The sequence below is a fragment of the Canibacter zhoujuaniae genome (genome assembly GCF_011752015.1).
In the GTDB taxonomy this organism is placed as follows: Bacteria; Actinomycetota; Actinomycetes; order Actinomycetales; family Microbacteriaceae; genus Canibacter; species Canibacter zhoujuaniae.
Genome location: NZ_JAAIKA010000001.1, coordinates 488,412 through 506,617, shown reverse-complemented (window position 1 = coordinate 506,617; position 18,206 = coordinate 488,412). Strand labels below are relative to the sequence as shown.

At 54.4% G+C, this 18,206-nt stretch carries 16 protein-coding genes; 14 read left to right on the top strand and 2 right to left on the bottom strand.

Translation table 11 applies throughout. The features are described from left to right. Nucleotides 1-107: 107 nt before the first annotated feature. Both nhaA and HCQ99_RS02335 read right to left on the bottom strand, forming a co-directional pair. Nucleotides 108-1,412, bottom strand: a complete 1,305-nt coding sequence (nhaA, locus tag HCQ99_RS02340) for a Na+/H+ antiporter NhaA (RefSeq protein ID WP_166985170.1) — start codon at nt 1,410-1,412, stop codon at nt 108-110. A 114-nt stretch (nt 1,413-1,526) separates the two neighbouring features. Beyond that, nucleotides 1,527-1,793, bottom strand: a complete 267-nt coding sequence (locus HCQ99_RS02335) for a hypothetical protein (RefSeq protein ID WP_166984537.1) — start codon at nt 1,791-1,793, stop codon at nt 1,527-1,529. A 97-nt stretch (nt 1,794-1,890) separates the two neighbouring features. On the opposite strand from HCQ99_RS02335, the gene ilvD reads away from it, so the two are divergent. From ilvD to HCQ99_RS02265, 14 genes are all read left to right on the top strand, one after another. Beyond that, nucleotides 1,891-3,585 (top strand): dihydroxy-acid dehydratase, encoded by a 1,695-nt coding sequence (ilvD, locus tag HCQ99_RS02330; RefSeq protein ID WP_166985167.1) that lies wholly within the window; start codon nt 1,891-1,893, stop codon nt 3,583-3,585. Between the two features lie 41 nt (nt 3,586-3,626). Beyond that, the gene (locus HCQ99_RS02325) at nt 3,627-5,423 is read left to right on the top strand and encodes an acetolactate synthase large subunit (protein WP_166985164.1); all 1,797 of its coding nucleotides are present in this window, start codon (nt 3,627-3,629) and stop codon (nt 5,421-5,423) included. Between the two features lie 6 nt (nt 5,424-5,429). Continuing rightward, entirely contained in the window at nt 5,430-5,936 is a 507-nt protein-coding gene (gene ilvN / locus HCQ99_RS02320) for an acetolactate synthase small subunit (protein ID WP_208317145.1), read from the top strand. 110 nt (nt 5,937-6,046) lie between these two features. Then, the gene (gene ilvC, locus HCQ99_RS02315; RefSeq protein WP_424945192.1) at nt 6,047-7,063 is read left to right on the top strand and encodes a ketol-acid reductoisomerase; all 1,017 of its coding nucleotides are present in this window, start codon (nt 6,047-6,049) and stop codon (nt 7,061-7,063) included. Nucleotides 7,064-7,150: 87 nt separating this feature from the next. Continuing rightward, entirely contained in the window at nt 7,151-7,594 is a 444-nt protein-coding gene (locus HCQ99_RS02310) for a hypothetical protein (RefSeq protein WP_166985159.1), read from the top strand. After that, nucleotides 7,587-7,931: a hypothetical protein gene (locus HCQ99_RS02305; RefSeq protein WP_166985156.1), complete on the top strand. Its 345-nt coding sequence runs from the start codon at nt 7,587-7,589 to the stop codon at nt 7,929-7,931. Before HCQ99_RS02310 ends, HCQ99_RS02305 begins: the two co-directional genes overlap by 8 nt. 68 nt (nt 7,932-7,999) lie before the next feature. Beyond that, nucleotides 8,000-9,592 carry a phosphoglycerate dehydrogenase gene (gene serA / locus HCQ99_RS02300; RefSeq protein WP_166985153.1) on the top strand — a complete coding sequence of 531 codons (1,593 nt, stop codon included), beginning with the start codon at nt 8,000-8,002 and terminating at the stop codon, nt 9,590-9,592. A gap of 312 nt (nt 9,593-9,904) precedes the next feature. Continuing rightward, nucleotides 9,905-12,190 (top strand): polyribonucleotide nucleotidyltransferase, encoded by a 2,286-nt coding sequence (locus tag HCQ99_RS02295; RefSeq protein WP_166985150.1) that lies wholly within the window; start codon nt 9,905-9,907, stop codon nt 12,188-12,190. Between the two features lie 173 nt (nt 12,191-12,363). Further along, complete coding sequence (locus HCQ99_RS02290) at nt 12,364-13,713, top strand: M16 family metallopeptidase (protein WP_243854766.1); 1,350 nt, start codon at nt 12,364-12,366, stop codon at nt 13,711-13,713. Nucleotides 13,714-13,740: 27 nt separating this feature from the next. Then, complete coding sequence (dapB, locus tag HCQ99_RS02285; protein ID WP_166985147.1) at nt 13,741-14,490, top strand: 4-hydroxy-tetrahydrodipicolinate reductase; 750 nt, start codon at nt 13,741-13,743, stop codon at nt 14,488-14,490. Then, nucleotides 14,490-14,966 (top strand): tetratricopeptide repeat protein, encoded by a 477-nt coding sequence (locus tag HCQ99_RS02280; protein WP_166985144.1) that lies wholly within the window; start codon nt 14,490-14,492, stop codon nt 14,964-14,966. Before dapB ends, HCQ99_RS02280 begins: the two co-directional genes overlap by 1 nt. A 145-nt stretch (nt 14,967-15,111) precedes the next feature. After that, nucleotides 15,112-16,689: an APC family permease gene (locus HCQ99_RS02275; RefSeq protein ID WP_166985141.1), complete on the top strand. Its 1,578-nt coding sequence runs from the start codon at nt 15,112-15,114 to the stop codon at nt 16,687-16,689. A gap of 28 nt (nt 16,690-16,717) precedes the next feature. After that, the gene (locus HCQ99_RS02270) at nt 16,718-17,524 is read left to right on the top strand and encodes a thymidylate synthase (RefSeq protein WP_166985138.1); all 807 of its coding nucleotides are present in this window, start codon (nt 16,718-16,720) and stop codon (nt 17,522-17,524) included. Between the two features lie 23 nt (nt 17,525-17,547). Further along, nucleotides 17,548-18,183 carry a dihydrofolate reductase gene (locus tag HCQ99_RS02265; RefSeq protein WP_166985135.1) on the top strand — a complete coding sequence of 212 codons (636 nt, stop codon included), beginning with the start codon at nt 17,548-17,550 and terminating at the stop codon, nt 18,181-18,183. Nucleotides 18,184-18,206 lie beyond the last annotated feature (23 nt).

The window sequence follows — 18,206 nt, the reverse complement described above, 5'->3', positions numbered from 1 at the left end:
AACAGATAAAACTTTAACACAGCCGCTGGTCGGAAGCAAAACACAATTTAGTCAGCGTGTCTGCGCAGTGGTTAAGCTGTAGCAGTGGCGATTCCACCGTTACGGGTTCAGTCGTCCTGTAGCTCCGACAGCTGTTTCTCGTTGCGCTCAACCGCAGCCTGTCGCTGTTTCTTCGGCTGGTAAAGCAAGATAGAAGCCAAACCTACCGCAAGGAGTGAGGCGCACATAACAGCAAGACGCGCAGTATCCTGATCTGCCGGATCGGTGAAACTGAGTTCGGCAATCAGCAGGGCAACTGTGAAGCCAATACCGGCGAGAGATGCGACACCGATGAGCTGTCGCCAGGTGATGGAGTCATCAAGGTTTGCGCCATTAAATCGTGTTACCAGCCATGTCGTGAGAGTGATCCCGATTGGCTTGCCAAGCACCAAACCGGCAATCACGCCGAGAGCAATCGGGTCAAACGGAAAACGAGCTTCTCCATGGATCGACACCCCTGCTGAGAAGAAAGCAAAGACTGGCACAGCAATTCCGGCAGAGAGCGGAGTGAAACGATAAGCCAGACGCTCAGCGAGATTCAACCCGTGTTTGCCCTTGACCGGCACAGTAAACCCGAGGATAACTCCGGCAATCGTCGCGTGCACTCCAGAGATAAGGAAGAAAGCCCACGCAACAACACCAAGAGGCAGCAGAAGAAACCAAGCTAGCCAGTGATGCTCATCGAAGAATTTTGTAAATTTTTGCGTCAGGAAAGCGTAGATAAGGATTGGGACGGCTGCCGCTGCAAGCGCCCAAAGCTGAATTTCGCTGGTGTAGAAAAGCGCGATTATGAGGATAGCTATAAGATCGTCTACCACCGCGAGTGTTAGCAAAAACATGCGCAGCGCTGTTGGCACGCCGGGAGCAATCAGCCCGAGCACAGCGACTGCGAAGGCAATATCGGTAGCGCCCGGAATGGCCCAGCCGTGAGCGCTTGGCTGCCCGAAATTGAAGGCGAGGTAAAAAAGCGCAGGAGTCGCTACACCGCCAAATGCGGCAGCGATTGGAACAATCGCGGTTGAGAATTTACGCAGTTCGCCGTGCACAAACTCGTGTTTCAGCTCGAGGCCGACGAGGAAAAAGAAAATAGCGAGCAGACCATCTGCCGCCCAGTGCCCGACGCTCAACCGCAGCCCGAGCTCTTCGGGCCCAATATAGGTGCCACGCAGGTTAAAGAACCAGTCTGCGGCGGGTGAGTTCGCGAGGATAAACCCGAGCAGTGCTGCGCCCATGATAATGAGCCCACCAATCATTTGCGAACGCAGTAATTTGCCGACGCGGTTTACCTCACGTTTGCGAGCCAGGCGCAAAATTCTGCGCCTGCGGCTTTGCTGACTGGGAGCAGACTCTACGTGCTGGGTTGTTTCTGCCACTGCTGCCTCGATTCAGGTTATAGAAACAGTAAATGTTGGAGTTCCCGAAGCGTACTGTTGCTGATTATGAAAACTAACGGTAAATAGTTTGCGTAATCGGCCGCTAGAGTGCCTTTATCTTACTCGTTTTGCGGCCTTCTTAGCCGCCTTTTCACGTTTTGCGTGCTCTTTACGAGCTGCTTTTCCACGTGCGATGTAGTCTTTGTCATTTTCTGACTTGCGCACTGACGCCACGGCGAGGATAAAGCTGAGCACCCAGCTCAACCAGACTACATAGCGGCGCCAGTCTGCTGGCATTTCTTTTGTCTGTTTGCGCACACCGAGTGCACCAAGCAGTGAGCCAATCACACCCATATTAGTAACGTAGCGACCAACACCCATTTTGCTGCCTTTCTACAGAATTTAAGCGAAAACTGACACCTAGCCTACCGTGCCGGTCTCGTCACAATCTGTGTGTTTGAGGGCTAGAATAGGTTGCATGGCTGAAATCGATATGAAACCTCGCAGTCGCGATGTTACCGACGGTATTGAAAAAGCTGCCTCGCGCGGAATGCTGCGTGCGGTCGGTATGGGTGATGCTGACTGGGATAAGCCGCAAATTGGTATCGCAAGCTCATGGAACGAGATCACTCCGTGCAACCTAAGTCTTGATCGTTTGGCACAGGGCGCTAAAGAGGGAGTGCACGCAGGAGGCGGGTATCCGTTGCAGTTTGGCACCATTTCAGTGTCAGACGGAATCTCTATGGGCCACGAGGGCATGCATTTCTCCTTGGTCTCGCGCGAGGTGATTGCTGACTCCGTTGAAACGGTAGTTATGGCAGAGCGCCTTGACGGCACTGTTGTGCTGGCCGGCTGCGATAAATCACTGCCGGGGATGCTCATGGCGGCAGCACGCCTTGATCTGGCGTCGGTTTTTCTTTATGCCGGATCGATTGCACCGGGTTGGGTGAAACTCAGTGATGGCACCGAAAAAACGGTAACTATCATCGATGCTTTCGAAGCTGTTGGCGCTTGCAAGGCGGGCACACTCTCTGAAGAAGACTTAAAGCGCGTAGAGTGTGCAATCGCCCCTGGTGAGGGTGCTTGCGGTGGAATGTATACCGCTAACACTATGGCGTGTGTTGCAGAAGCTCTTGGGATGAGTCTGCCGGGCTCAGCCGCACCACCGAGCGCTGACCGCCGTCGCGACTACTACGCGCACCGCTCTGGCGAAGCGGTCGTAAACATGCTGCGCCAGGGGATTACCGCTCGCGACATTATGACGAAAGAAGCGTTCGAGAACGCAATCGCTGTTGCGATGGTGCTTGGCGGCTCTACAAACGCTGTTTTGCACCTGTTGGCGATAGCGCGTGAGGCTGAGGTTGAGCTTACACTCGATGACTTTAACCGCATCGGTTCTAAGGTGCCGCACCTGGCCGATATGAAGCCGTTCGGTCAGTATGTTGCACAAGATTTTGATCGTGTTGGTGGCATGCCAGTGATCATGAAGGCGCTGCTTGATGCGGGTCTTTTGCACGGTGACGTCATGACAGTCACGGGTAAGACGATGCGCGAAAATCTTGAAGAGCTCAACCCTGCACCGCTCGACGGTGAGGTTGTGCGCACACTCGATAATCCACTGCACGCAAACGGCGGCCTAACCATTCTTGGTGGTTCTCTTGCACCTGAGGGTGCGGTCGTGAAAACCGCTGGTTTCTCGCTTGATGAGTTTACCGGCCCAGCCCGTGTGTTTGACCGCGAACGGGCAGCGATGGATGCGCTGACCCGTGGTGAGATCAGTCATGGTGATGTTGTGGTGATCCGATACGAAGGCCCGAAGGGTGGCCCGGGAATGCGCGAAATGCTCGCGATTACCGGCGCGATCAAGGGTGCTGGGCTCGGCAAGGATGTGCTACTCTTGACGGACGGACGATTCTCAGGTGGCACAACCGGCCTGTGTATTGGTCACGTTGCGCCAGAGGCCGTTGATGGTGGCCCTATTGCTCTGGTGCGTGATGGAGACTTAATTAAGGTTGATATCACTAATAAGACGCTCGATCTGCTGGTAGATCCCGCTGAGCTAGAAACCCGAAAGAACAATTGGGCTCCGCTGCCGCCACGCTACACTAAGGGCGTGCTCGCCAAGTATTCCAAACTTGTGCGCTCAGCCTCAGAGGGTGCCGTGACCGGCTAAAACATAAATTAGTTTTTATTTCTTCTACCAGGAAAGAGCAAATGAGCACTGTCTCAGGAAGCGAAAATCCACAGTCAATAGCCGATAGTATCCGCATGTCCGGTGCAGAAGCGGTGTTGCACAGCCTATACAACTTGGGCATCACAGACGTCTTCGGTCTGCCCGGTGGTGCACTGTTGCCGTTTTATGACGCGCTAGCAACCACTGAACTCGACCTGCGTCACATTCTTGTAAGGCACGAACAGGGCGCCGGTCACGCAGCTGAAGGTTATGCCGCTGCAAGTGGCAAGGTCGGCGTCTGTATCGCAACGAGCGGCCCGGGCGCCACGAACCTTGTGACCGCGGTCGCTGATGCCTACATGGATTCAGTGCCGATGATTGCCATCACCGGCCAGGTTTTCTCGCACCTGATGGGCACTGATGCGTTTCAAGAGGCAGACATTATTGGCATCACGATGCCAATTTCAAAGCACTCATTCCTCGTAAAGACAGCGGCTGAGGTGCCGAAGGCGCTTGCCGCGGCGTATCATCTTGCAACATCCGGCCGCCCAGGCCCCGTTGTCGTGGACATCACTAAAGATGCGCAAATTGAAGAGTTCGATTTTGTTTGGACCCCGAATGTAGACCTTGCCGGCTACCGTCCTGGCACTAAGCCGAATAGCAAGCAGATAACAGCCGCAGCAGAACTGATCGCCGAGGCTGAGCGCCCAGTGCTTTACGCCGGTGGCGGTGTAGGGCGAGCGGGAGCTTCTGCAGAGCTCAAAGCGCTTGCAGAGCTGACAGGCGCCCCGGTCGTTACCACCCTGATGGCCCGCGGCGTCTTTCCGGACTCACACCCACAGATGCTTGGAATGCCCGGTATGCACGGCACAGTGCCAGCCGTTTTGGCGCTCCAAGAAGCCGATCTGCTGATCGCGATTGGAACTCGCTTTGACGACCGTGTGACGGGGAAGGCGGCAGACTTTGCACCACTCGCAAAGGTGATCCACGCCGATATTGATCCGGCAGAAATTTCAAAGATCCGTTTCGCGGATGTGCCAATCGTGGGTGATGCAAAAGAAGTCATCTCTGATTTGATTGGTGCCGTCTCAATTCAAAAACGCAACGGGCAGGGGCGCAGCCTTGACGCATGGTGGAGCCGTCTGAACGAGCTGCGCGAAACGTATCCGCGTGGTTACCAGCCAACCAGTGACGGTCTTATCGCGCCGCAGAAGGTTATCGAGCGCTTGGCGGAGCTCTCAGGCCCAGAGGCTGTGTTTGCAACTGGTGTTGGGCAGCATCAGATGTGGGCTGCACAGTTCTTAAACCACGAACGCCCCAACGCATTCTTGAACTCAGGCGGTGCTGGCACAATGGGCTACTCCGTGCCAGCAGCGATGGGTGCAAAGGTGGCGCAACCCGATCGCGTTGTGTGGGCTATTGACGGCGATGGTTGTTTCCAGATGACCAACCAAGAGCTTGTCACCTGTGTCACAAACAATATTCCGATCAAGGTTGCAATTATCAATAACTCTAGCCTCGGTATGGTGCGACAGTGGCAGACCATGTTCTACGACGGGCGCTACTCGCACACCGAGTTGAATACCGGCCACGACACAATACGTGTGCCTGATTTCGTGAAACTCGCAGAGGCGTACTCATGCCACGCTATTCGTGTGGAGCACGAAGATGAGATTGATGACGCTATTAAAACGGCGCTGGCGATTAATGATCGCCCGGTAGTGATCGACTTTGTTGTGAGCGCAGACGCTATGGTGTGGCCGATGGTGCCCCAGGGGGTTTCCAACAGTGAAGTGCAGTACGCTCGTGAGGCGAGCCCAGAATGGGAAGAGGAGTAAATCACAATGACCCGTCGGGTACTTAGCCTCTTGGTTGAAGACAAACCGGGTATTCTCACTCGCGTTGCAGGGCTCTTCGCACGTCGCGGATTCAACATCGAATCGCTCGCTGTGGGGCCAACCGAAGTTGCTGGTCTCAGCCGCATTACAGTGGTTGCTGACGAAGATGAGCTGCTCCTAGAACAGCTCACGAAACAGCTAAACAAACTCGTTAATGTCTTGAAGATTGTCGAGCTTGAAGAATCCGCGTCGGTGCAGCGCGACCACCTATTGATTAAGGTGCGCGTTGATAACAACACCCGCTCGCAAGTGCTTGAGGCGGTAAACCTCTTCAGAGCTCGCGTTGTCGATGTTGCTAACGATGCGCTTGTTATCGAAGCTACAGGAGACAGCGGAAAAATTAACGCGCTGCTGAAGTTCCTCGAGCCTTACGGCATCAAAGAGCTCGCGCAGTCAGGGTTAATTGCTATCGGCCGCGGCCCGAAATCGATTACTGAACGGGCTTTTAAATAAGCGCCCGACGTATGGATACGGCGCCACAGGCCGCGATCCGCAAGAAAACTAAAAAGATTTGCTGGTAGCCCAGCGCAACTAAGGAAATAAAGGAGTAAGCATTGGCTGAAATGTACTACGACGATGACGCGGATCTGAGCATCATCCAGAGCAAGAAGGTAGCGATTGTTGGCTACGGCTCACAGGGTCACGCGCACGCGCTTAACCTGCGTGATTCTGGCGTTGAGGTTGCGATTGCGCTGCGTCCTGATTCAAAGTCTGTCGCAAAGGCTGAAGAAGCAGGTTTTGCTGTGAAGTCTGTTGCAGAGGCAGCTGAATGGGCTGACCTGATTATGATTCTGGCGCCGGATCAGCACCAGGCAGATATCTACAACGCAGACATCAAGCAGTATCTGACTGCAGGTAAGACGCTTGCGTTCGCGCACGGCTTCAACATTCGCTTCGGGTACATCGAAACCCCAGAGGGCGTTGACGTGATCCTTGTTGCACCAAAGGCTCCAGGTCACACTGTGCGTCGTGAATTTGAGGCTGGCCGCGGTATTCCAGACATCATCGCTGTTGAGCAGGATGCGTCTGGCTCTGCTTGGGACACCGCAAAGTCATACGCAAAGGCTATTGGTGGCACCCGCGCAGGCGTTATCAAGACCACATTTAAAGAAGAAACCGAAACCGATCTTTTCGGTGAGCAGGCGGTGCTCTGCGGTGGTGTTTCACAGCTTGTGCAGTACGGCTTTGAAACTCTGACCGAGGCCGGATACCAGCCAGAAATTGCCTACTTCGAGGTGCTGCACGAGCTGAAGCTCATCGTTGACCTGATGTGGGAGGGCGGCATCGCCAAACAGCGTTGGTCTGTCTCTGACACCGCTGAGTACGGTGACTATGTATCAGGCCCACGGGTTATTCAGCCGTCTGTCAAGGAAGCTATGCAGGAAGTGCTGGCAGATGTGCAGAGCGGTGCATTTGCGAAGCGCTTCATCGATGATCAGCGCGCAGGCGCTCCAGAGTTCAAGGAGTTGCGTGCAAAGGGTGAACAGCACCCAATCGAGAAGACCGGTGTTGAACTGCGCCGCCTCTTCGCTTGGCAGCAGCAGGACGAGGATTACACCGACGGTTCAGCCGCTCGCTAAAATCCTTATATAGCGCTTTAACCCGCTCACCGTTTGCGAACTGCAATGGTGAGCGGGTTTTTAGGTTCAGCAGGTTATGCTGGTTGGGTGCGAGACAAAAAACAGGAGTCGGCAAGTGGTGCTCTCGGCGGCGGCTGGCAGATATCTGGTGGAGCAGCGTCAGATAAAGATATAACTGAGTCAGCTTCTGCTCTTGCTCCAACTGTGAGGGTAAAAGAACGCCGCAGCATCGCGCCCACGACACTGATTTTCTCGCTGGTCTACCTGGTTATGTTTGCCGGCTGGGTGACCTGGGGTGTGTCACGTATCGCCTGGGGCTTAACACTGCAGCAGTTCACGGGTAATACCGCTCTAGTGTGGGGGCAGCTTGTCTATTTTGGTGCGGCTTTAGGGGTTTTAGCTTGGTTCGCTTTATCTCTGCTATTGCTTAAAAATAGTGCTATGACCCGTATCATTGCCCTGCTGCTCGGAGCGCTGCTTTTGATGCCGTGGCCATTTTTCTATCTGCTGTGGGGTGCTAACGGTGGTTAAAAAAAGCTTAGGACTGACATCATTTACGGGAGCGCTCGCAACTGTATTGCTTGGTGCTATGGTTTTTCTGCTTGGAGCCGCCGTTTGGGTGGCAATCGGAAATCTGATCGGCATGCTCAATTACCAGACAGCGGACGGCAAAGGATTTGTGTGGTGGGTGCTGGTGCCGCTTGTGCTGACGGTTATTGTGCCGGTTATAAGCGTAGCTTCTGCCTGGTTTATGCGAGCACGAGGCGTTTTTGTGCAGCTCCTGCTGCTCTCTTTGGGCTTGGGTCTTTTTTCGATCCTCAATATCTACACTGAAATGTTAAGTGTGCTTTGGTTGCAGCTTCGATAGCCGACTAGAATTATAGACAGAGCTTAAAATTCCGTAGCTCCCAGGTCTTTCCACAGAGGAGAATTTCATTGGCAACTCCAACTGTGCTCATCGCAGAGCAGCTGTCGCCCGCAACAATCGCCGCCCTCGGCCCAGATTTTAACGTCGTGAACGTTGACGGCACCGACCGTGCCGCGCTGCAGTCGGCGCTGGCAGAGGCTGATGCGATTCTAGTGCGTTCGGCCACGCAAGTGGATGCAGAAGCGATTAGCTGGGCTCCGAACCTGAAGGTTATCGCACGCGCAGGCGTGGGTCTCGACAATGTTGATATTCCAGCCGCAACCCAGGCTGGTGTGATGGTTGTTAATGCGCCCACCTCTAACGTGATTAGCGCAGCAGAGCTTACCGTTACCCACATTTTGGGGCTCGCGCGGAAGTTGCAGCCGGCGCACGCTTCGCTCGCCGCTGGTGAATGGAAGCGCAGCGCGTTTACCGGCACAGAAATGTATGAAAAAACCGTTGGAATTATCGGTCTGGGGCGCATTGGGGGCTTGGTTGCTGAACGCCTGAAAGCTTTTGGTGTTGAGCTGCTCGCGTATGATCCGTATGTGTCTGCAGCTCGTGCGCAACAGCTGGGAGCGCAGCTGGTCTCTCTCGAAGATCTTGTCGCAAAGTCTGACTTCATCACTATTCACATGCCGCGCACACCAGAGACGGTAGGCATGATCGGCGCAGAGCAGCTAAAGGCAATGAAAAACACCGCCTATGTTGTGAACGTTGCACGTGGTGGCTTGATTGATGAAGCAGCCCTGCTTGATGCGCTAAACGCGGGTGAGATCGCTGGTGCGGCGCTCGACGTATTTGTTCAGGAGCCGCCGGTTGATAATCCGTTAATCGGTCACCCGCTCGTGCACCTCACACCGCATCTTGGTGCTTCAACCGAAGAAGCGCAGGAAAAGGCCGGTGTTTCCGTGGCGAAAAGCGTGCGCTTGGCCCTTGCGGGGGAGCTCGTGCCAGATGCTGTAAACGTTGCCGGTGGCGCGATCGATGAGTATGTGCGCCCGGGGCTACCGCTAACCGAAAAGCTTGGTCAGGTTTTTGCCGCAGTTGCTGATGCTCCAATTGCTTCGATCGACATTAACATCTCCGGTGAACTTAGTGAATACCAGGTTGAAGTGCTGCGCTTAGCAGCTCTAAAGGGGATCTTTACGAACATCGTGAGTGAGCCGGTTTCTTACGTTAATGCTCCGCTGCTCGCTGAACAGCGCGGGGTTGAGGTGCGCTTTAACGTTAGTGGTGAAGCTGAACGCTATCGCAATATCATCGAGCTGCAGGGATCCACCGTTGATGGCACGCAAGTGTCTGTTGCCGGAACACTCACAGGTCCAAAACAGGATGAGAAGATTGTTGGCATCAACGGCTACGACCTGGAGCTGCCGCTTTCCGAGCATCTGCTTGTGCTGCAGTATGAGGATCGTCCCGGCATCGTTGCGAAGTACGGCACAGTGCTTGGTGAGGCTCAGGTTAATATTGCAGGCCTCCAAATAGCGCGTGACGACAAGAGCGGCAGAGCTTTGTCGGTGCTTGCGATTGATTCTGCGGTCACCCCTGAACAGGCGAAGCAGGTTGGTGAGGCAGTCTCCGCCGACTTTGTGCGCACTGTTGATATCACCGAGCAGTAGTCTGCGGTAGCGCAGTAAGAGTAAACCTGCCGAATTATTTAAGCTCCTGAGTTGCGTTGGTGGATGCAGAATCACCGCGTAATTTTAGCGTGCCCTGCTAGACTGACAGCAGGCGAATAGCCTAAACTGGCTGATTTTGTGGTGCTTCTATTTAACCTGAAGCTACTGCGCGATCCGCTTCCAGATAAATAGTGCATCCAGCGAGCTGGTGTTCGGTTGTTGTCTACTCGCGAGAGGGTGGGTTTCAACTGACTATCGGCTCGCTCCCAAACACTGTAATTGTGTGGGGCACTTCGATAGAAAGGAGGATCCGTGGAGGGTCCAGAAATTAAATTTGCAGAGGCCGTGATTGACAACGGCAAGTTCGGCAAACGCACCGTTCGTTTTGAAACCGGGCGTCTTGCGCAGCAGGCACAGGGCTCTGTTGCTGCATACCTTGATGAAGAGACTATGCTGCTCTCAGCTACCAGCGTTTCTAAGCAGCCTCGTGAGCACTTCGACTTTTTCCCGCTGACTGTCGACGTTGAAGAGCGCTCCTACGCAGCCGGAAAGATTCCGGGCTCATTCTTCCGTCGTGAGGGCCGCCCCTCAACCGAGGCGATCCTCGTTTGCCGGCTGATTGACCGCCCACTACGTCCGTCTTTTGTTGACGGTCTGCGCAACGAAGTACAGATTGTTGTTACTGTGCTGTCAATCGCGCCGGGGGAGTTCTACGATGCGTTAGCAATTAACGCCGCATCAGCTTCAACCCAAATTTCCGGGCTGCCATTCTCTGGCCCAATCGGCGGTGTGCGCATGGCGCTGATCGAAGATCAGTGGGTTGCGTTCCCAACTGCGAAACAGCTTGAAAGCGCTGTTTTCGATATTGTTGTTGCCGGTCGCGCGGTTACTAAAGCCGACGGGTCTAACGATATTGCAATCATGATGGTTGAGGCTGAGGCCACTGAAGTCAGCTGGGATCTCATCCAGGCTGGCGCAAAGAAGCCTGATGAGGCGGTCGTTGCAAACGGTCTCGAAGCAGCAAAACCGTTTATTGCTGAGCTTGTGCGGGCCCAGGAAGAGCTTGCACAGCAGGCTGCTAAAGAAACTGAAGACTACCCAACATTCCCGCCGTACGCCGACGAGGTGTACGCTGCAGTTGCTGAGCTTGCAGAAGCAGAGCTTGTAAATGTTTATCAGATCGCTGACAAGCTTGACCGGCAGGATGCTGACGACCAGCTCAAAGAGCGTGTGAAGGAAGCTATCGCTGAGCGTGTTGAGGCTGGCGAATTTGAAGAGAGCGCACTCGACCAGGTGTCGGCCGCATATAAGTCAGTGACCAAGAAGATAGTTCGCGGTCGCATTCTGGCTGAGGGAGCACGTATTGACGGCCGCGGTCTGCGTGATATCCGCAGCCTTGACGCAGAAGTGCAGGTGATCCCGCGCGTTCACGGTTCGGCAATCTTCCAGCGCGGCGAGACTCAGATCCTCGGTGTTACAACCCTGAACATGCTGAAGATGGAGCAGCAGATTGACTCACTGTCACCTGCTACCTCGAAGCGCTACATGCACCACTACAATTTCCCACCCTATTCAACGGGTGAGACCGGCCGCGTTGGTAGCCCGAAGCGTCGTGAGATCGGGCACGGTTTCCTAGCGGAGCGCGCGCTTGTTCCAGTGCTGCCAAGCCGTGAGGAATTCCCTTACGCGATTCGCCAAGTGTCAGAGGCGCTGGGCTCAAACGGTTCAACCTCGATGGGTTCTGTTTGCGCTTCTACTCTGTCGCTGCTAAACGCTGGCGTGCCACTGCGCGCACCGGTTGCTGGTATCGCTATGGGTCTTGTGAGCGATGAGGTTGACGGTGAAACCCGATATGCTGCGCTGACAGACATTCTTGGTGCTGAAGATGCGCTCGGTGATATGGATTTCAAGGTTGCCGGTACCAGCGACTTTATTACAGCTATTCAGCTGGATACAAAGCTTGACGGTATCCCTTCAGACGTGCTGGTTGGCGCGCTGGGTCAAGCGAAAGAAGCGCGCGAGGTAATTCTTAACCTCATCACTGATGCGATTCCAACACCGGACGAGATGGCGCCAACCGCCCCACGTATTATTACTGTGAAGATTCCGGTTGACAAGATCGGTGAGCTGATTGGCCCGAAGGGTAAGACAATCAACTCGATTCAGGATGACACTGGCGCAGAAATCTCAATCGATGAAGACGGCACCGTCTACATCGGTGCTGACAATGGGGATGCGGCTGAGGCGGCACGTGCACAGGTAAATGCCATTGCCAACCCGCAAAACCCTGAGGTTGGCGAACAGTACCTGGGCACCGTAGTCAACCTTCGTGAGGGTCTCGGTGCGTTCGTATCACTGCTGCCAGGCAAAGACGGTCTGCTGCACATCTCTGAGGTGCGCAAGCTGAACGGCGGCAAGCGAGTGAACGATCTTGAAGACATTCTCTCCGTCGGTCAGAAGATCCTCGTTGAAATTAGTCGTATCGATGATCGCGGTAAGATCTCACTGGTTCCAGTGCTGGAAGAGCAGACAGCAGCTGTAGCAGAGGGTGAAACTGCGGCAGCGAAAGATGACGCAACTGAAACCGCTGCTGAGTAGTTAAACATTTTCGTTTAACTGCGCCCGCGCTTTAAGAAGGGTAGCTACTTTTCAGTCTTTTGACTGTAGTAGTTACCCTTCTTGCGGTTTTAATGGAAGATTTTTAACGCTGGGCACCCTGTGTCTGCTGGTGTAGCGAGAGAATCGAAATAGGCGCAGGCTAGACTGGTTGCGTGCTGAACGAACCATTCTTAATGCCCTTAGAGCAGTCTGAACTGAGCGTTGATCTTGACGGATCCCTGCTGCAGCGCACAGTGTTGCCAAACGGGCTGCGCATTATTACTGAATCAATACCCGGCGCACGCAGCGCAACCATCGGATTTTGGATCGGGGTGGGCTCACGAGACGAGCAGGCTGAGAATCCGGCGGCGCCAGCAAGTTTAGGATCAACACACTTCCTCGAACATTTGCTTTTTAAAGGCACACGCACCCGCACAGCTTTTGAAATCTCAGAGGCTTTTGACCGTATCGGAGCAGACAATAATGCGTTAACCGCGAAAGAATACACCTGCTACCACGCAAAAGTGCGTGACCGGGATGTGCCGCTAGCGGTTACCCTATTAGCCGATATGGTGTGTGACAGTCTCATCGAAGAGGGAGCTTTCGAGACCGAACGCGGAGTCATCCTTGAAGAGCTCGCGATGGCAAATGACGACCTCGGTGATGTTGCGCACGAAGCTTTTTTTGAAACAGTGCTGCCAAATCATCCGCTCGGGCGCCCAATCGGGGGCACTCCCGCCGATATTAATGCAGCACAGCGCGAGAGCGTATGGGAGCACTATAGGCAACACTACAGCCCGCGCACACTCGTGGTTTGTGCAGCAGGAGCAATTACTCATACAGAATTTGTTGCACACGTCGCAAACGCTATTCAAGCAGCCGGAGGCAACTGGGCAGATGATAAGGATGCTGCTCCAGCACCGCGCCGCGATCGGCAGCAGAAGGATGCGATTACAGCTGAGCCAGCGCGTTTTGTGCAGCGTGAAAGTGAGCAGGTGCACATACTTCTTGGCGGCCCCGGCATAACCTCGAGTGACGAACGTCGCTTTGAGTTCGGTGTGCTCAATTCTATTCTCGGTGGCGGTATGAGCGGGCGACTCATGCAAGAGATTCGCGAGAAGCGAGGGTTGGCTTACACCACATACAGCTTCGGCGGCAGCTACTCGAGCGCTGGGGTGTTCGGAATTTACGCTGGTTGTGCGCCAGAGAACACTGCACAGGTGATAGAGATCGCGCGTGGCGAACTCGAAAGTATCGCAGCACACGGGGTTAGCGAACAAGAACTGCAGCGTGCACAGGGGCAACTGATAGGTGCCGCGGCGCTCGCATTTGAAGACAGCGAGACACGCATGGCTAGGCTCGCTCGAGCAGAGCTCGGATCGGGTGAATTCTGGCACCTTGATGCCTCGCAGGCAAAACTCGAGGCTGTAACCGCTGCACAGGTGCAGCAGGTCGCGGCAGATCTAGTCAAAAACTCAAACACTCTGGTGCTAGTTGGTGACGTGGCGAGCGCCGGCTACTAACTAAGCAATTTAATGCGAAGGGTAATAATGACAAAAGTAGTGATTGCTGGAGGCCGCGGCCGCCTGGGCAGTCTAATAACAGAAATTGTTGAGAAAGAGGCCGGTTTTGAACTAGCTGCCTCACTCGGACGGCAGGCCACTGCGGAAGAATATGCCGCTGGCGACATATTAATTGACGTCACCAACTATGAGGTATCAAAAGAAATAGTTTTTGCGGCGCTAGAGCGCGGCCAGCGAGTGCTTGTGGGAACCAGCGGCTGGCAGCAGGAGGCGCTTACCGAACTGCAAGAACACGCGCTAGAGTGCGGATCTGCTGTTACGGTGATTCCTAACTTTTCACTCGGCTCTGTGCTCGGCAGCGCGCTAGCAACGCTAGCCGCACCCTATTTCGAATCAGTTGAGATAGTTGAAACGCACCATGCGGCTAAAGTAGATTCGCCATCCGGCACAGCTATCCGCACTGCAGAAATGGTCGGTGCCGCCCGCAGCAAGAGCAGCATTAAAGCAGCGCACACACAGGCCGCATTTGTCGATCAGGAGGCGCGCGGGCAGCAGGTGGCGGGTGTGCCAGTGCACGCAATTCGACAGCACGGTATTCTTGCGACGCAGGAGGTGCGCTTTGGCGGCACGGGGGAGTCTCTTGAGATAGTGCACCGCACTTTTTCAAAGGAGAGCTACCGCGCGGGGGTTGTTGCCGCTCTTAAAGCATTGCAAACTCAAGACCCCGGACTTATCGTGGGGCTTGATCGCGTGCTCGGTTTGGAGTTTGCTAACTAATGACAGAAAAAACAAGCACCACAGTGCTGGCACAAAAGTTTGGTATCGCACTGATTATGCTGCTCATCACAATTTATGTGATCGCTGTTATCTGGCGGGTGGTCGCATTGGTGCAGATTGCAGACCCCATTGCGTTACTCTTCGCTCTCGGGCTGACAGTCACAGCCGGCATCGGGGTCTGGGCGGTAATTATTGAACTGCCCTTTGCTTTTCGGGCGGCTGAACTAAGCCGCAGGCTGGAAGTGGCCGGCCGCGATGTTTCCGACCTGGGCCTTGTCGCAAACGCTTCAGGGCGCCCAGATCGCGGCTCTGCGATAGCGGTGATGGATCGCCTGAACTCTGAGGTTGACGCTGATCCGCAAGACTGGATGGTATGGCATCGCCGTGGCATAGTGCGCCGAGCCGCGGGGGACGGCAGAGGAGCGCGCGCGGATGTGCGGCAGGCGATAAAACTAGCTAAAGCTAAATCTTCGTGATTTCTGCGGACTTTATTTAAAATTTCTGCAAAAAATTCAGCCCGACTAAGATGTGTCGAATGGATCTTCCGGTTTGAGTGTAAATTTAAAAAGCATTGACTCATAAGTCGACTATCTATCGGTTGTAACCGAAAGCGGAGGAACCATGTCTGCAACCACCCCTCCTACCCGTGCGCTTGATTCGGTCACCGGTATGAGCCGTAAGGGGCTCAAAACCGGTGATATCGGTGTGCTTGGCGCAATTGTCGTTGGTTTTTCTGTTTGTGCTCCTGCTTACACCCTGACCGCGTCAGTGGGCCCTGCAGCGAGCGAGGTTGGGGTGCAGACACCCGCAATTTTCCTTGTTGGCTTTATCCCCATGCTGCTTGTTGCGCTTGGCTACCGGGCGCTCAACGACGCACTTCCAGATTCAGGCACCTCATTCACTTGGGGGACCCGCGCATTCGGCCCGTGGATCGGTTGGATGGCCGGCTGGGGTTTGATCGCTGCAACCGTGCTTGTGCTGTCAAACCTTGCCGGTATAGCTGTGGAATTTCTGTTTCAAGTGATTGCAGAAATTACCGGCGACCGCGCAATCGCTAAGCTGTCAGAAAACGTCGGGATTAACATTCTCGTATGCCTCGGGTTTATGGCGCTTGCCACTTTCATCAGCTATCGCGGCATGACCAGCACTAAGGTTTTCCAGTTTATTACCGTGATTTTCCAAGGGCTTGCGCTCGTCTGGTTTATTACCGCGATGTTTATCGGCGCCGCAGACCCGGCCAACACAGCGGCGCTCACACCAGAGCTCAGCTGGTTTAACCCCTTCGCAGTGGATAGCTTCAGCGCATTTGCGGCAGGTATCGCCGTTTCAATCTTTGTCTACTGGGGTTGGGACACAGTGCTCACCATGGGTGAGGAGACAAAAGAATCTAAGGGCCGCATCTCCACTGCGTCGCTCGCTGCGCTGATCCTGGTCGTGATTATCGTGCTGCTTTATGTGGCCACCGCGACCGCAACCGTAGCTTTCGCAGGTCTTGGCGATACAGGCACGGGGCTTAGCAATCCTGAAATTCAGGAAAATGTTTTTGCGGCGCTCGCACACCCGGTAATGGGGCCGTTCGCAATCGTGCTGTTCGTTGCAATTTTGGTCTCTGCAATGGCCTCTATTAACTCAACCGCTATTTCGCCGGCGCGCACCCTGCTCGCGATGGCGCACTACGGCGCCCTCCCGCAGAAACTAAAAGAGATTCACCCGAAGTACAAATCACCGCACGTGGCGCTGCTAACCTCAGCTATCGTAGCATCAGCCTTTTATGCGATCATGCGATTCATATCTGAAGACGTGCTGTGGGACACCATCACGAGCCTGGGCATTATGGTTTGCTTCTACTACGGTATTACCGCGCTTTCAAGCGCCTGGTATTTCCGAAATACTGCATTTAAGCAGGGCATAGGCGCAGCGCTTTCAAAGGTGCTGCTGCCGGGTCTTGGCGGTGTAGTGCTGCTCGTTGTTTTCTTCAAAACGATGTTTGACTCAATCAACCCAGAGTTTGGTTCGGGCTCAAACATCGGTGGCGTCGGGCTCGTGTTCATCCTGGGTATGGTGGTCATCGGTATCGGTATTTTGCTGATGATCCTGCAAGCGGTGCGTGAACCTGGATTCTTCCGCGGCGAGACGCTGCGCAAGGGGGATGACGCAGAGACGCAGGTTATAGAGGTTTTTGACGACGGACTGGAATAATCTACATAGTAGAAAGGTTCTAGGTACCGTGACTAAAAACATCAAAACCCCTTACGAAGATCTGCTTCGAGACGTGCTTGAAAACGGCACTGCGAAAAGCGATCGCACCGGGACGGGAACGCGTAGCGTGTTTGGAAGGCAGATCCGTTTCGACTTAAACGAAGCGTTTCCGCTTATTACAACCAAACGAGTGCACTTTAAGTCTGTTGCGATTGAGCTTCTGTGGTTTTTGCGCGGTGAGAGCAACACCAAGTATCTAACCGACAACGGCGTGACCATCTGGGATGAGTGGGCTGATGAAAACGGTGATCTGGGGCCGGTTTACGGTGTGCAGTGGCGCAACTGGCCAACTCCAGACGGTGAATACATCGATCAGATTGCAACACTGGTTGAAAATCTAAAACGTGACCCAGACAGCCGCCGGCATATTGTGTCAGCTTGGAACGTTGCAGCTCTGCCAGAGATGGCTTTGGCGCCGTGTCACGCATTCTTCCAGTTTTATGTTGCCGACGGTAAGCTGAGCTGTCAGCTGTATCAGCGGTCGGCGGATATGTTCTTAGGGGTGCCGTTCAACATTGCCTCCTACGCACTGCTAACAATGATGCTTGCACAGCAAACAGGTCTAGAACTTGGCGAGTTTGTCTGGACCGGCGGTGACTGCCACATTTATGACAACCACGTCGAGCAGGTGCGCACCCAGCTTGCACGTGCGCCATACCCATACCCGCAGTTGAAAATTAAACAGCGCGACAGTATCTTCGATTACGAGTTTGAGGACTTCGAACTTATCGGTTACGAACACCATCCGGGCATCAAAGCTCCGGTAGCGGTTTAGTAAAACAGTTTGCGGATCCTGCGATGAATACCGATACCCGGAAACACGACTGCAGCCCTGAAGTGCTATTTAACGTGCCTGTTGCAGAGCTTGCTGAACTAGCGCGACAGGCTCTAAACCCTGGTGATATCGGTCTTATTTGGGCGCAGGCGAGTGGCACTTTACCCGGCTGGGAGCAGACGCCTGGCGGGGGAGCGATCGGACGTGCCGGACAGATGCCCTGGCACGTTCCTGCCGATCTCGCCTGGTTTAAACAGGTCACCTTTGGTGCTCCGGTGATTATGGGACGGCGCACCTGGGAGTCGCTGCCGGAGCGATTCAGGCCGCTTCCGGGACGCAAAAACTATGTTGTAACAAGTGCTCATGCCGACACAGTAAACAGTGCGACATTTGCGGGCGCAAACATTTTGCGATCCTTAGACGAATTGGACAGCCAGGCTGCCGCCACACCGGTTTGGGTTATCGGCGGCGGGCAGCTCTACCAGACAGCGCTCCCTCGAGCGAAAGCTGTGGTTATCTCGCAGTTCAGTCTTGCGGTTGCAGATGCTGATACCTGGGCTCCGTCGCTTGATCCGCAAGAATGGTGTTTGGCGGCGGTGTCTGAGCCTAGTGCGCACACAGAATTTCCGGTGCGCTTCTCGCTGTGGCGCAGGCGCTAGTTGCTGTTTATTTGGGGGCGAAG

What these genes read in the sequence shown, in the direction of transcription:
- HCQ99_RS02325 (WP_166985164.1), top strand. Translation starts at nt 3,627, where the DNA reads ATGAGCACTGTCTCAGGAAGCGAAAATCCACAGTCAATAGCCGATAGT.
- dapB (WP_166985147.1), top strand. Translation starts at nt 13,741, where the DNA reads ATGACAAAAGTAGTGATTGCTGGAGGCCGCGGCCGCCTGGGCAGTCTA.
- HCQ99_RS02280 (WP_166985144.1), top strand. Translation starts at nt 14,490, where the DNA reads ATGACAGAAAAAACAAGCACCACAGTGCTGGCACAAAAGTTTGGTATC.
- ilvN (WP_208317145.1), top strand. Translation starts at nt 5,430, where the DNA reads ATGACCCGTCGGGTACTTAGCCTCTTGGTTGAAGACAAACCGGGTATT.
- ilvD (WP_166985167.1), top strand. Translation starts at nt 1,891, where the DNA reads ATGGCTGAAATCGATATGAAACCTCGCAGTCGCGATGTTACCGACGGT.
- HCQ99_RS02265 (WP_166985135.1), top strand. Translation starts at nt 17,548, where the DNA reads ATGAATACCGATACCCGGAAACACGACTGCAGCCCTGAAGTGCTATTT.
- HCQ99_RS02335 (WP_166984537.1), bottom strand. Translation starts at nt 1,793, where the DNA reads ATGGGTGTTGGTCGCTACGTTACTAATATGGGTGTGATTGGCTCACTG.
- ilvC (WP_424945192.1), top strand. Translation starts at nt 6,047, where the DNA reads ATGTACTACGACGATGACGCGGATCTGAGCATCATCCAGAGCAAGAAG.
- HCQ99_RS02275 (WP_166985141.1), top strand. Translation starts at nt 15,112, where the DNA reads ATGTCTGCAACCACCCCTCCTACCCGTGCGCTTGATTCGGTCACCGGT.